A 14,197-nucleotide genomic window follows, 5' to 3' on the forward strand; every position below is an offset into this window, starting at 1 on the left:
CAGAAAGCGGGGATCGGAAAAGATGACCACGAAATTGCTTGAAGTGAAGCATTTGAAAACCTACTTTAAAACGGAGGATGGCATCGTTCCTTCGGTCAATGGTGTCAGCTTCACTGTAAACCCAGGCGAAACATTAGCTATTGTTGGAGAGTCCGGTTCCGGTAAAAGTGTAACCTCCTTGTCTATTATGGGTTTAGTGGCTGCACCGGGTAAAGTCGTGGGCGGGGAGATTCTGCTTGAAGGCCGAGACTTACTCAAACTGTCCAGGGGGGAAATGCGCAAATATCGGGGAAACGAGGTATCCATGATTTTTCAGGAGCCAATGAGTTCGTTGAATCCTGTATTTACGATTGGTAACCAAATCAGTGAGGTCATCCGGCAGCACCAGAAACTGAGCAAATCGGAAGCACGGCAGAAAAGTATAGAGATGCTGGAGAGGGTAGGCATACCTGGTGCGTCGAAAGTGGTGAGTTATTTTCCGCATCAGTTATCTGGAGGAATGCGTCAGCGGGTCATGATCGCAATGGCCTTGGCCTGCCAGCCGAAACTGCTCATCGCCGATGAGCCGACGACGGCACTGGACGTTACGATTCAGGCTCAAATTTTGAATTTAATCCACAAGCTAAGCAAGGAAGAGAACACAGGCATCATTCTCATTACCCACGATTTAGGTGTCGTCGCGGAAATGGCCGATCGGGTGGTCGTGATGTATGCCGGGGAAGTAGTTGAGGAAGCAAACGTATTTGATTTGTTCGAAAAGCCGGGTCATCCCTATACGATCGGGTTACTAGGATCACTCCCTAAGCTTACGGAACAGAGAGAATGGCTGGATTCCATTCCCGGTACCGTTCCTAATATGATGCAGATGCCGAGCGGCTGTCCATTTCATCCCCGTTGTCCTTATGCCCAGGAACAGTGTACAAAGGTTCATCCTGAAATACAGGCCAAGGATCAAGGACACTATGTCAGATGTTTGCGGATGGAGGAGGTGTCAGTATGAATGAGACAGCAGAGGGAATACCGCTTCTGGAAGTGAATGGGCTAAAAAAATATTATCCTATGAAAAAGGGTTGGTTTTCCCAAAAAAGCGGTTATGTACGGGCGGTTGATGGTTTGAGCTTTAAGGTGATGCCTGGCGAAACCTTAGGTATTGTAGGTGAATCGGGTTGCGGCAAATCAACAACGGGACAAATGATTACACAACTGCTGGAGCCTACGGCAGGCGAAATTCGTTTTCAAGGGCAAAGCCTGTCTGATTTAACGGACGAAGAAGTCCGCAAGGTCAGACGGGATTTACAATTTATATTTCAAGATCCGTACTCTTCCTTGAATCCAAGAATGAAGGTCTTTGATATCGTTGCCGAACCGCTTCGGGTACATGGGATTGCTAAAGGGAAAGAGCTTAAAGCTGAAGTTTTTCGACTGTTGCAGACGGTAGGATTAGGTGCTCATTTGGCAGATCGGCATCCCCATGAATTCAGTGGTGGACAGCGACAGCGGATCGGCATAGCGAGAGCACTTGCCATGAAGCCGAAGCTTATCGTATGCGATGAACCTGTATCCGCGCTGGATGTGTCGATTCAGGCTCAGATTTTGAATTTGTTAAAAGAGCTTCAGCAGCAGTTCCAGCTCACCTACATTTTTATCGCTCACGGTCTGCCCTCCGTCAAGCATATTAGCGACCGTATCGCGGTGATGTACTTGGGCAAAATCGTGGAGCTTGCAGATCGTGATGAGTTGTTTGCAAGGCCGCAGCATCCATATACAAAAGCATTGCTTGAGGCAGTACCCGTCCCAGACCCGAGGCTGCGCAAAGAGCGAATAACCTTGACAGGTGAAATCCCCAATCCTGCCAATCCGCCCTCGGGCTGCACTTTTCACACGCGTTGCCCGTACGCACAAGAGATATGCCGCCAACAAAGCCCGCTGCTCGAAGAGCATACGCCGGGGCATATTGCGGCCTGTCATTTTCCTCTGCATAAGCAGATGGCGCACGAATAGATCACCTTTGACAGTATGTTGGGCAGTATGATTTAACGGAAAAAGGAGGGCTACTCGTGAATAAACGCTCGACTGTAAAACGCTCGATTGTACCGGAGGATTTATACGGATATCAGTGGGTCAGTGATCCGGTAATAAGCCCCGATGGAACGGTTGCCTACGTCCACAAAAGCATAGATCGTTCAAAGAATGATTACCATACGCACATCCGTGTCGTATCGCTTCTTGGGAACGACGATAAGCTGTTGACCGATGGCAATAAGGATTCAGCTCCTGCTTGGTCACCCGATGGATCGCAGCTTGCTTTTTTACGACTGGCGGATGGAAGCAAGCAGCTATGGACGGTTCCGGCTGAAGGTGGAGAGGGACAGCGACAGACGGAGGTGAAGCGGGGAGTGGGTGCATTCGTCTGGTCACCGGACGGGAAGTATATTGTATTCACAAGTATGGTTAGTATAAACGTCGAACGGGAAGTCATGGCGCTTGAGGAATATAGCAAACAATCGGGTGAGCGGGGGCGTATCGTGGATCGTACGACTCCCAAAGCTGAGGGATCGGGCTGGTGGAACGGTCTATTTAGTCATTTATTTGTACTGGAGCTTGAAAACGGCCGGGTAACTCCAGTCACCTTCGGGCCTTGGAATGCTTCTTACCCTGTATGGTCCATAGACAGCAAGCGAATTTCATTTTTGTCCAAACGTGTAGAAGATGACAAGCTGGACGCAGATCTGCTTTCGTTTTCGGATGTGTATACGATTGATTTCGACGGCAGTGATCTGGTGAAAGTTACGGATTCCAGCTTGGCGATTAGCCAATTTTCTTATGCCCCGGACGGTAAGTCATTGACTCTGATCGCCAGTGATCGTATTTATGGAAGTGGTAGCCAGAATCGACCGTATACCGTGCCTGTTACGGGGGGAGCCCCGGAACTATTGTTTCCTGAATTGGATATGCAAATCGGCAACTTTGCCCTAAGTGATATGAAATCCTTTGGTCCGTCTCCATCTCCGGTATATGCTCCTGCGAGGTTGAAGCCAGAAATGTATGTGCTTGGGACGCTGAAGGGTGCTGTTCATATATACCGCATCACATTGGACGGGAATGTTCAAGCGGTGACTGGCGGAAGTGATAGAGATATCTATCAGTACACGCTATCTGCTGACGGCCGCTATTTGGTTTTTGCTGCACTTGATGCGGACCGGCCTGGCGAGCTGTATCAAATGAATCTGGAGACAGGGGAAGAGAAACGACTTACGCACCATAACGACGATCATATGGCTTCCCTGCAAGTGAGTTCACCAGAGACATTTTGGTTTGAGGCTTCGGACGGATTCAAGGTACAAGGATGGATCTTCAAGCCAGCGGGACTAGGCCCCGGGGATCAGGTCCCTTTGATTTTACAAATTCACGGGGGACCCCATGCGATGTATACCGGCGCGTACAGCCATGAGATGCAGACGCTCCTTGCACAGGGGTATGCCGTGCTCATGACCAATCCACGCGGCAGCTTCGGTTATGGTCAGGATTTCGCACAAGCCTGTCGGGGAGACTTTGGAGGAGGAGATTATCAGGATGTACTGAACGCCTTGGACTTTGCGCTGAACCAGTTTGATTATATAGACGAAACCCGGCTCGGTGTGGCTGGCGGCAGCTATGGAGGCTTGATGACCAACTGGATCATTTCTCATACGAACCGATTCCGCGCCGCCGTTACGCAGCGTTGCATCTCCAACTGGCTATCCTTCTATGGTTTGAGCGATATCGGTATTTCCTACACGGAGGGAATTGTTGGAGCTAACCCGTGGGAAGATCCTGAGTTGCTCTGGTCCAAGTCCCCACTGGCATATATAAATAACATTGAAACTCCACTGCTGATTTTACACGGCGAGGAAGACCTGCGCTGCCCGGTTGGGCAAGGGGATGAGTTGTATACAGCCCTGAAGCGGCTGGGTAAAACAACACGCCTCATTCGCTATCCCGGGTCCAATCATTCTTTGCTGAAGAGCGGTAAACCGTCCCTTCGTGTAGATAACTTTGAGCAAGTGGTGTCCTGGTTTAATTCCTACTTGAGTAAAGGAGTTGACTCTGATGAGTAAAGTGCAACTGTCGATGCCAGTGGCCTTTCTGATCGAGAACTTACGTACAAGTGGTGAGCAGAAAGACGTCATCATTGAGTGTATTAAAAAACAGGACTTTTCTCCTTTACTCGGCAAAGTGAAAGAAAAAACAATGGATTTCAAAGAACGTTGTCAAACTGCAGAAGACATGGGGGACGAGTGGGAAGAAGCGATCCACAGCGGTTATGAATTTAAGTTTTTACACATCAATGGACTGAAAAGACTGCTTCATTTTCGCTTTAATCGAATCATAGATCGAGATTATGAGCAGGATGGAATCATGTTGAAGGGTCTGTACCTTGATCCTGTCGAGATGGATACCTTGCAAGGGCTGATTGGCAGACAGTGGCAGGTGATTGAGGAGGACAATGGAGAAGTAGGCAGCGTGCAGAGAATCGTAAGTATTAAGCTTTTATATCGAAATGATGACAGTTTTTAAAGGGAAGATCAGTTACCATAGCTACGCCTAACAGTCCTGATGAGCATTTTTGATCGGGACTGTTTTTTATTTTATGGGCTAATTGATAAATTGAATTGCATCATATTTCGTTGACACAGTCCACAAAAAAATATTAATATAAATGTTGCATAAGTCCACTAAATAGGGGGGGTTATAATCAATATAGATGCTGAGTTCATAGCAGATATGAGACGTTTCAATCGATTTTATACCAATATACTGGGTTTATTAGATAGACATGTGCTGGATAGCGGATATTCCTTTACCGAGGCACGCGTCATTGTAGAGATCGGTATGATCGAGCCATGTATAGCCAATACGCTAGTTGATTCTCTTAAAATTGACCGCAGTTATATGAGTAGAATCATAGCTAAACTTTGCAAAGAGGGCTTCCTTGTTAAGGAAAATTCTACGGTGGATAATAGAACAAATCTGATTCGTTTGACACCTAAAGGAAAAGCGTTCTATCACCAACTGAATGAAAGGTCTGATGAACAAATTTTAAAATTGGTTCAGGATCTATCCGAAGAAGAGATTAGAGAGTTACATACTTCTATGATATTCATTCAGAACAAACTGGAGAAATTGGAGAGAGTACAACATGATTCGATTTGAGTGTGACTATACGGAAGGTGCCCATGAGCGTATTTTAAAGCGGTTATTGGAGACGAATGACGAACAGACTAGCGGCTATGGTGTGGATGAACATTGTGAAAAAGCCAGAGCCTATATTAAAAAAGCATGTGACTCCGAAAATGCAGATGTACACTTTTTAGTTGGAGGTACACAAACCAATACGACGGTTATCTCTTCTATTTTGCGTCCGCATCAAGGTGCTATTGCTGCAGTTTCTGGACATATTGCCGTGCATGAGACCGGAGCGATTGAAGCGACGGGCCATAAAGTACTTACTGTGCCAAGCGATGATGGGAAAATCCGGGCCGAACAGGTAAAGGAGCTGTATGACGCTCACTGGAATGATGCTGCTCCCGAGCATAGCGTCCAGCCCGGTATGGTCTATATTTCTTACCCTACCGAGAATGGGACGATCTACACTAAATCCGAGCTGGAAGCGTTAAGTCGAGTCTGTCGGGAATGTAGTTTACCGCTTTTTATAGATGGAGCCCGATTGGGTTATGGCTTGGTTGCAGAGGATAGCGATGTAACCTTAGCAGATATAGCAAAACTATGCGATGTATTTTATATCGGCGGGACCAAAGTTGGAGCAATGATGGGAGAAGCAGTAGTCATTATAAATGATACATTGAAAAAAGATTTCCGATACATGATTAAGCAAAAAGGAGGACTGCTGGCTAAGGGGCGAATGTTAGGCATTCAGTTTGAAACTTTGTTTGAAGACAGTTTATACTTTGAAATTTCCAAACACGCTATAGATATGGCAATGTTGCTTCAAAACGGATTATCTGAGCAAGGCTTTTCTTTTCAGTACCACTCTACAACCAATCAGCAGTTTCCGATTTTACCAGATCGTATATTAAAGGCATTGAGCGAAAAATATACTTACTCCTTTTGGGAAAAGGTTGATGATACACATAGTGCCGTTCGATTCTGTACCAGTTGGGCTACGAAGAAAGAAAATGTTGAAATGCTGATTCAGGATATTAAAGCATTGCGATAAGGGTAATGAAGAAAGCGATTTATACAATCTTAAAAATGTAGAACGACTATGTAAGAGGCCATACTTCGTTGCATGTATTGCAGCGAAGTATGGTTTTTTTGTTGTGTAATTTTACTTAATCCAAAGCGGTTTGACTTCAATTCCATGAAAGAGCAAGTGGATATAAGAATGGAAAAACAAGACAAAAGCAGATATATAAAATCGGTGTCTGATTCTTTACACTGAATATCTACCGAACCTGCTTGCGGTACTGAAGAGGGGAGAGCCCGGTTATTTTTTTAAAGATTTTATTAAAGTGGAGAATGTGACGGTTGCCAATACAGAAGGAACCGGGCAGGTGCAGGCTGTGGCGTTATATGCTGAAGGTGATCGTGGTAAGTATCACAATGTCAGAATTACCGGACTACAGGATACGTTGTTGGTGAACCGTGGCAGACAATATTTTAAGGACAGCTACATCAGTGGCAGTGTAGATTTTATATTTGGCAATTCACCTGTTGTGTTTGATAATTCGATCATACACAGCCTGCGTGCTGGATATGTGACAGCAGCTTCAACAGAAGAGAACAAGCCGGGCGGCTGGAACAATTGGGGCAAGGAATCCAATGAGCAGACCGCAAGATTTGGAGAGTTCGATAACTTTGGGCCAGGTGCAGGAAGTAGCGGGCGTGTACCTTGGGCCAAACAGCTTACTGCTGATGAAGCAAGCCAGTACACAGTTGAAGCTGTTCTGAGCGGGACAGATCATTGGAATCCACAGTTGAATAGATAAATCGGCTTCGTTCAAATGATGTTCAATGTATAAGCGGGGTATTCGCTTCAAGCGAATAGCCTCGCTTATTTGTGTGTTTTGCAATTATGTTGTTGATCGCTCTATTTCTCTCGATATTTAAAATACTTGTTTTTATGGTAAATACTAGATATATTAAGTGAGAGATGTATTTTTATCTTTCTAGCCTTACATTTATTGCGAATTAAAATCTATTATTATGTTGGAGGTGTAAGGTATGGCACGTGTGTTAGTAGTGATCACGCCAGCTGAAGGTCATGTTAATCCGACATTAGGATTAGTTAAAAGGTTGGTAGACAGTGGTGAGGAAGTGGATTATGTGTGTACGGAGGAATATCGTACGAGAATTCATCAAACGGGAGCAAAACTGATAACCTACCCTTTTATTGATGATGCTTTTTCTAAAGACTCTGATTTAAAGCCAGCAGAATACAAACATCATTATCAATTTGTGTACATGATGGTTAGAGGTATGATTCTTCCGATTATTCCAGAGGTTTTGAGAGTTATAGAAAACAGGACTTATGATTATTTAATTTTTGACTCTTTGATGGGCTGGGGAGGCACGATTATTGCAGAGAAGCTGGGGATTCCTGCTATATGCTCTATCGCTTCTTTTGCTTTCGTAGAGCCTCTGGGGTCGGGGCAAGGCATGGATGAGAATGATCCGGAGGTGAAAAAGTTGTACACGGCTACGATGCAAATAACGCATCAATTAGCTAATGAGCTTCAGGTAGCCGCCCCGGCTATGGACGAGATCGCTCCTCATGCCGGAAGCCTAAAAATAGTTTACACAAGCCGCTACTTTCAACCGCAAGCCGAAAAACTGGATCACAGTTTTATTTTTACAGGTCCTTCTATTGTACCGCGTAAAGATGCTCCATCTTTCCCGTTCGAACAACTTCGTGTTCTGCATCCACAGGCGGTTTACATTTCAATGGGTACTATTTTGAATAAAGACTTGGAATTTTATAAGCTTTGTTTTGCAGCATTTCGCGATTTGTCTGTGCAGTTTGTGCTGTCTTCAGGCAATTATACAGATATGGAGCCATTGGCAAAATGTATCCCTGACAATTTTATTGTCAAGCCCTATATTCCGCAACTGGAAATGCTGCAGCATGTAGACGCTTTTATTACACATGCGGGGATGAATAGTACAAGTGAAGCCCTGTATTACAATGTGCCGCAGGTCATGATTCCTTTAACATCAGATCAGCCCATCGTCGCTAATCGGGTGCAGGAGCTGGGAGCGGGTGTTGTTGTGGATAAAAAAGAGCTTACACCCGCTACTTTGAGAGCTGCCTTATTAGAGGTTTTGAATCATTCAACCTATAAACAGCAGGCCCATGTGATTGGCGAATCATTACGTCAGGCTGGCGGGTACAGACATGCGGCAGATACCATTATGAGTCATTTCTCCACAATAGAAAAATAAGGTGCCAGACTATAGACTGTGATTCCTTTCTTGTAGAGCAGCCGATTTTTCAAACTCTAATTTCTTTGAAATCGCCAGAAGACCAAGGGAGCAGAGGATCAGGGCCAAACATACCCAATAGGTGTTTCGGTAACCCATCCATTGAGCGGTTAATCCGCCCATCAAGCTCCCCACCAGTCTTCCGATGGTTGTCGCATTGGAATACAGCGTCGATGCGTATCCAGGAAGAGAGGGCAACAAATCTTGCATGTAGCTGATGCCAATGGCCGAAATCACTGCAACAAAGAAGGCTAGAAGAAGCTGCCCCACTAATAACTGCCACATCTCCGTAGACATAAGGACGAGGAGATAATAGACGACCCCTGTTATAGCTCCCCAAAATACAAGCAGACGGTTGGAGTATTTAGCAGCAAGTACGCCCAACATGATCATCAAAGGTATTTCTAAAACCGCGCAAATACTGGATACTAGAGCAACGTCACTCATGTCTCCTTTTAAATTATGAATGATAAACAAGGAAATATTTAAACTGTTCATCCAGTGAGACACATAGAGCAGAGTGAGAACTGAGAATGGTATCAGAATTTCAATATTTTTATGTAATTTAATGTGATGAAGTAAAAGTTGATTCTTACTTTTGAGCTGAGATGGAGGTTGCTTAATAAAACAGAATAGAAGAACAGCTATAAGTATAAAAATAGAAGTCGTCCCTATAAAAATACCTTTAAAACCGGTATGTGCAATCAGGAAAGACCCCAAGAGCGGCCCCGTGATAAAACCAAGGGAAAACATAGAACGAAGTGTTGAATTGGCAAAGGAATGATCTGCTGCTTCACTGCGATCAACCGCTTCACGTGCACTAGCAAATAACTGCGGCATTCCAGGTGCTCCCATTCCTGTGAAGACAGTCATATATACAAAAAGTACATAAAAATTTTGTATAACAAGATATCCTGCAAATGCTATCGCATTAAATAACGTACAAATCACTAAAATTTGTTTACGATCTAATCCAGTATCAGAACGTTTGGCAATAAGAGAGCTTATCCATATACCACAAATCAAAGTCACAGCTGTAAAAACACCAAAGGTTCCAACAGATACGCCAAGTGTAGTTGTAAAATATACAGCCAAAAAAGGTGCGCTGATCGATATGGCCATACCTTGCAATAGCATACAGATCATGAATAGCGGGTAGTTACGGATAAAGAAAAGATTTTTAATACGCTTCAGCATTTTATTTTACACCCCTTCAGATTTAGAAGCAGAACCATAATATCTAAACTATATATGACTTTAGTATAATATGTATATTCACATTGTATAAAATATTATTTGAAGCGTTCTACGAACTGCTTGATCAGTTCGTTCAAAGGTCCGGCGGCCTTCGTAGGAAGTCGGTGATCGACTTTTTTTATGAAAACAAGTTCACTATTCGGCAATTGTTGATGTAACAATTTGGCATAAGGATGAAAGAGCTTATCATCTTCCCCATAAACAAGCAGGACAGGAAGATGGATTTCCCCGAGCCGAGAGGTGCAGTTGTACTTCAAGCTATACCGGTAATATTGTTCGACATTTCTGGGATTTCCCTGTTTCGCATCGTTGAATAGCTCACGGAATAAAGAAAATTGTTTAGTTTGCGACCAAGCATTAGAAATCGCAATCGTACCGACTGCTCCGATTTTGGAGAGAGCGATGCCCACAGAAATTTTGTTTCTTAGTCGCCATTCGTTTACTTCCGACATTCCACTGATAACGATGCCTCCCCATGCCCGATCCGGATAAGTTAGGAGAAATTCAAGCACTATCGAGCCTCCGGTAGAATATCCACACAAAAAAACTTTATCAATGCTCATCCGGTCCATCAACTGTTTAATATCCTGGGCGATTAGAGGGTAAGTAACCGTTTGTTCGGAAGGCTGACTCTTACCGTGTCCTCTGATGTCAAAAGCAATCGTTCGAAAATGAGGCGATAGCCCTTGGATTTGGTATGTGAAATTTAAGCTTGTGAGCACCGGAGGATGAATGAAGAGGATGGCGATTCCTTTTCCGGAATCAATATAGTGCATCGAGTATCGGTTTATGCTTGTAGTAGTCATCGTTTAATTCCCCTTCCATTGATGATTTTGGTTTTACTGAAAAAAATAACTCGTGATATAAAAAACATTTTCGGAATCGTTTTATGACCCTACAATCATAATTCTGATCTCTAAACAATCGAATATATTCTTTTTCATTACGAATATACTCCCCGTTGTCGTACCATTTCATAAACAAGTTACATAGCGGTTTTTTCTTGGATAAACAGGGCTCCATAACGACAATGGTTCCGTTAGGCTTTAGAATTCTTTGAAATTCCTTCATGTAACTTGATATTTCATCCGAAGAAATGTGGTGTAACACAGCGATAATAAGTATGTAGTCGAACGACTCATTATCAAATGAGAACTTCTTACTATTTAATACTTGAAATGCATGGTGGCTATATAATCGCTTTGCATAATCAATTCGTTGGGCGTCAGGATCAATCCCAACATAATACAACGGGTGAAACATGGAGCAATTTGCCCCAGTACCGCAGCCAAAATCCAGTACAGTTTGGCCATCAAAAGAAAAATGGGAATGTACATGATCATGGATATATTTTTTAGTAAACCATTTCGGACGGACAAACCAATGATAAAGTCTTGGTGAGAACGGAATGTTAATGGGAATTCACCATCTTTCTAATTATTCGAGTCATTAGAGATAATTTGGCCTATTAGTTCAAAAAAAATCATGGAATAATTTTTTTTAGTGTAAGCAAAAATAAAAATATCAAGGGAATTGTGTTTTTCAAAGAAGGGGATACACAAATGGGGATAAAGTATAAAATCACGATTGTGCTAGTGCTAAGTTTAAGTTTACTAATCGTCGGTTGCAGGGCGGACTCCAGTCAACAGCTAAATCAACAAAGCATCAAGTCCCATATCCCAGTGAATAATAAGGCCAAACCTGTCATATTCATCATGATTGATTCTTTAATGAATAAGCCATTGCAAGATGCGATTCAACAAGGCCATGCACCCGCAATGCAATATCTCCTTAAAAAAGGGCAATACTTCCCGCAGGTTGTGAGTTCATTTCCCACGATGTCCGTGACGATCGACAGCACATTATTAACGGGGACGTATGCAGACCGGCATCATGTGCCCGGACTTGTGTGGTACAGCGACTCAAGGAAACGCATGATTTTCTACGGAAATGGTGTCAAAGAAGCCTTTAAGATAGATCAAATGCAAGTATTTATGGATGCTATTTATCAGTTAAATCAAGTTCATTTGAACAAAAAAACGAAAACAATTCACGAAGAGCTGGCCGACAAAGGAAAAGAATCGGCATCAATCAACGCTATTGTTTTTAGAGGAAGAACGGAACATGACTTAAAAGTACCTCGCTTCATAGCGAACAGCAACCGTGTTCCAGAACAATTGAGAATAACAGGACCTAAATGGTTTTCCTATGCAACTTTTGCACAACTGGATCCAAAGAATAGCTGGAATACTCCTCCGTGGAAAAAATTCGGGATGAACGACGAGTTTTCCGCAAAAGATACTGCTTTTTTAATCAATCAAAAAAAACTTCCAAGCGTAACCATCGCATACTTTCCAGAAAATGATAGTTCGGTGCATAAAAAAGGCCCGACTCAGCTGGAGGGAATTGAAAAAGCGGATCAAGCGCTGCAAACCGTGCTTAACGCATACGGTTCGTGGGAACAGGCTGTAAAAAATGCTATATGGATTGTCATGGGGGACAGTGCGCAAAGCGCTGTTTATGATGATCGACAGGTAGCGACTGTTGAGATAGAGCCGCTGTTAAACCATTACCGCATAGCAAAATTAAATCAATCAGTAAAAAAAGAAGATCAAATTGTCATTTCCACGAATGAACGAATGGCTTATGTTTATGCGATTAATGATAACGTCGAGTTATCCGATGTAGTGAAGCATTTACAAAAAGAGGAAAAGCTCGATATCATCGCAATGAAAGACGATAAAAATAATATTCGTGTTACAGGAGGGAAAAATAGTTCCATGTTTTATTATCGTCCCGGTGGAAAATTCACCGATGAATATGGACAATCGTGGACATTATCGGGCGAAAAGGACCTTGTGGATATTACGATAAATAACAACCGGATCAAGTACGGAAAATATCCTGACGTTTTGGCGAGGTTATACGGGGCCATGTATTCTCATGAAGGAAAATACGTTGTCGTCACGGTCCAACCCGGATATGAACTCGTTGGTGAAAGTTCTCCTACCCACATCGGAGGAGGGGCTCATGGTTCGCTACATGAAAAAGATTCCCTTGTCCCATTAATTATTTCCGGAACGAATACACGGCCCAGAACACTGCGAATCGTTGATATAAAAGACTGGATTATGCAATTGGTGAACGGATAAGTTTTACATTGGATAGTATATGACCAAACTTAATCGAGTTAATGTTTCACCTGAATTATGATAGGTATGGGGTCTGTCCGCTTTGAAACGGATGGAATCACCACTTCTTATTGTATATTCAAGGTTATTTACACGGACAGTTAATTCTCCATCAAAGACAGTTAAGAACTCCTCCGTTCCCTCTCCGTGCGAATTGGAACTTAGGAAGCCGTTTTGTTCTATCTCGATTGAATAAACTTCAAAGCGTCTATCATCTTCGAAGGGGAAGTGGGGATAGGCGCGATATTTTCCGTTGTCTTCTGTTAATATTTGAATTTCACTTCCTAAAATCACTTTTGTATCTGGCTGTGGATTATTTATTAATGAAGTAAAAGAAATCTTTAATCCATTGGCTATTTTCCAAATCGTTGTAATCGTAGGACTGGATTCGCCTCTTTCAATTTGACCGATCATCGTTTTACTTACTCCGGTGAGTTCTGCGACCCTTTCCAGACTTAATTTCTTGTTCTCTCTAAAGGCTTTTAAGTTTTTGGCAATGATCAGATTGATCGTCTCCATAAATACCTCCTGTACTTGTGTACAATATAACGTCTGTATTGTACAATAAAACGTAAGACGTTATATTGTTCTTTTTGGACATTATAGCATACATCAAAGAGGGGGTTCCAAAGTGCCTTTATTATCGTTTTTGTTATATGTGTTTGTTACCAGCTTTACGCCAGGCCCCAATAACATTATGGCCATGCTATTTGCTAATAAATACGGACTTAAAAAGACAATTGGATTTTGTTCAGGAGTAGGTGCAGGTTTCTTTGTAATCATGTTATTGAGTAGTTATTTTAATTTGTTGCTTGAAAATTTCATTCCCAAAATTCAATTTGTGATGACGATCCTGGGTGCAGCCTATATGCTATATCTGGCTGTAAAAATAATTATGAGTAAAGATAATGGTAAAGATAATGATGGGGGCAAGAATAACAGTTTTCTAACAGGTATGCTTTTACAATTTATCAATCCGAAAGGAATTTTATATGGTATCACTGCTATATCAACCTTCATCCTTCCATATCACCATTCAAATTTCAGCTTGATGATGTATTCGTTATTTCTAGCTTTTGTTGGTTTTATGAGTACATTCTGTTGGAGTGTGTTTGGCTCCGTTTTTCAAAAGTTCTTATCTAAGTATAGAAGTCAGTTTAATATAATAATGGCTTTGTTATTAGTGTATAGTGCAATTTCGATCCTTGTAGAATGAAGGCATGCAAGTAATACAAACAGCCCCATTGAAGGAACTCTTCATTGGGACT

Annotated in this window: 13 protein-coding genes and 2 pseudogenes; 10 read left to right on the plus strand and 5 right to left on the minus strand. The window is 42.7% G+C overall.

The window, feature by feature from the left end:
- The first annotated feature begins 22 nt into the window (after positions 1 to 22).
- The 6 genes from ASL14_RS16355 to ASL14_RS16380 all read left to right on the plus strand — a co-directional run bounded on the left by ASL14_RS16355 (position 23) and on the right by ASL14_RS16380 (position 6,217).
- Positions 23 to 1,000: an ABC transporter ATP-binding protein gene (locus ASL14_RS16355; protein ID WP_134912452.1), complete on the plus strand. Its 978-nt coding sequence runs from the start codon at positions 23 to 25 to the stop codon at positions 998 to 1,000.
- Positions 997 to 2,001 carry an ABC transporter ATP-binding protein gene (locus tag ASL14_RS16360; protein WP_134912454.1) on the plus strand — a complete coding sequence of 335 codons (1,005 nt, stop codon included), beginning with the start codon at positions 997 to 999 and terminating at the stop codon, positions 1,999 to 2,001. Before ASL14_RS16355 ends, ASL14_RS16360 begins: the two co-directional genes overlap by 4 nt.
- Before the next feature lie 56 nt (positions 2,002 to 2,057).
- Positions 2,058 to 4,097: a S9 family peptidase gene (locus ASL14_RS16365; protein ID WP_134912456.1), complete on the plus strand. Its 2,040-nt coding sequence runs from the start codon at positions 2,058 to 2,060 to the stop codon at positions 4,095 to 4,097.
- Entirely contained in the window at positions 4,090 to 4,557 is a 468-nt protein-coding gene (locus ASL14_RS16370) for a hypothetical protein (protein ID WP_134912458.1), read from the plus strand. The genes ASL14_RS16365 and ASL14_RS16370 overlap by 8 nt, the downstream gene beginning before the upstream one ends.
- Before the next feature lie 207 nt (positions 4,558 to 4,764).
- On the plus strand, positions 4,765 to 5,193 hold the full coding sequence (locus ASL14_RS16375; RefSeq protein ID WP_189338169.1) for a MarR family winged helix-turn-helix transcriptional regulator: 429 nt from the start codon (positions 4,765 to 4,767) through the stop codon (positions 5,191 to 5,193).
- Complete coding sequence (locus ASL14_RS16380; RefSeq protein ID WP_134912462.1) at positions 5,180 to 6,217, plus strand: threonine aldolase family protein; 1,038 nt, start codon at positions 5,180 to 5,182, stop codon at positions 6,215 to 6,217. The genes ASL14_RS16375 and ASL14_RS16380 overlap by 14 nt, the downstream gene beginning before the upstream one ends.
- A gap of 229 nt (positions 6,218 to 6,446) precedes the next feature.
- Here the strand turns inward: ASL14_RS16380 and ASL14_RS29320 are convergent.
- Positions 6,447 to 6,524, minus strand: a pseudogene (locus ASL14_RS29320) (AraC family transcriptional regulator); the annotation flags it as partial.
- Between ASL14_RS29320 and ASL14_RS16390 the strand changes: the two are divergent.
- Positions 6,501 to 6,989 (plus strand): annotated as a pseudogene (locus ASL14_RS16390) (pectinesterase family protein); the annotation flags it as partial. The pseudogenes ASL14_RS29320 and ASL14_RS16390 overlap by 24 nt on opposite strands.
- Before the next feature lie 235 nt (positions 6,990 to 7,224).
- On the plus strand, positions 7,225 to 8,442 hold the full coding sequence (locus ASL14_RS16395; RefSeq protein WP_134912464.1) for a macrolide family glycosyltransferase: 1,218 nt from the start codon (positions 7,225 to 7,227) through the stop codon (positions 8,440 to 8,442).
- A 9-nt stretch (positions 8,443 to 8,451) separates the two neighbouring features.
- On the opposite strand, the gene ASL14_RS16400 is transcribed toward ASL14_RS16395, so the two are convergent.
- The 3 genes from ASL14_RS16400 to ASL14_RS16410 all read right to left on the minus strand — a co-directional run bounded on the left by ASL14_RS16400 (position 8,452) and on the right by ASL14_RS16410 (position 11,160).
- Entirely contained in the window at positions 8,452 to 9,678 is a 1,227-nt protein-coding gene (locus ASL14_RS16400) for a sugar efflux transporter (protein WP_134912466.1), read from the minus strand.
- A gap of 95 nt (positions 9,679 to 9,773) precedes the next feature.
- The gene (locus tag ASL14_RS16405) at positions 9,774 to 10,544 is read right to left on the minus strand and encodes an alpha/beta fold hydrolase (protein ID WP_134912468.1); all 771 of its coding nucleotides are present in this window, start codon (positions 10,542 to 10,544) and stop codon (positions 9,774 to 9,776) included.
- On the minus strand, positions 10,501 to 11,160 hold the full coding sequence (locus ASL14_RS16410; protein ID WP_335338634.1) for a class I SAM-dependent methyltransferase: 660 nt from the start codon (positions 11,158 to 11,160) through the stop codon (positions 10,501 to 10,503). Before ASL14_RS16410 ends, ASL14_RS16405 begins: the two co-directional genes overlap by 44 nt.
- 140 nt (positions 11,161 to 11,300) lie before the next feature.
- Here ASL14_RS16410 and ASL14_RS16415 point away from each other — a divergent pair, with 140 nt between their 5' ends.
- Positions 11,301 to 12,890 (plus strand): alkaline phosphatase family protein, encoded by a 1,590-nt coding sequence (locus ASL14_RS16415; RefSeq protein ID WP_134912470.1) that lies wholly within the window; start codon positions 11,301 to 11,303, stop codon positions 12,888 to 12,890.
- Between the two features lie 3 nt (positions 12,891 to 12,893).
- On the opposite strand, the gene ASL14_RS16420 is transcribed toward ASL14_RS16415, so the two are convergent.
- Positions 12,894 to 13,448: a helix-turn-helix domain-containing protein gene (locus ASL14_RS16420; protein ID WP_134912472.1), complete on the minus strand. Its 555-nt coding sequence runs from the start codon at positions 13,446 to 13,448 to the stop codon at positions 12,894 to 12,896.
- Between the two features lie 112 nt (positions 13,449 to 13,560).
- On the opposite strand from ASL14_RS16420, the gene ASL14_RS16425 reads away from it, so the two are divergent.
- Positions 13,561 to 14,145: a LysE family transporter gene (locus ASL14_RS16425; protein WP_134912474.1), complete on the plus strand. Its 585-nt coding sequence runs from the start codon at positions 13,561 to 13,563 to the stop codon at positions 14,143 to 14,145.
- Positions 14,146 to 14,197: the final 52 nt, after the last annotated feature.

It is taken from the genome of Paenibacillus sp. IHB B 3084 (assembly GCF_001447315.1).
Lineage (GTDB): Bacteria > Bacillota > Bacilli > Paenibacillales > Paenibacillaceae > Paenibacillus.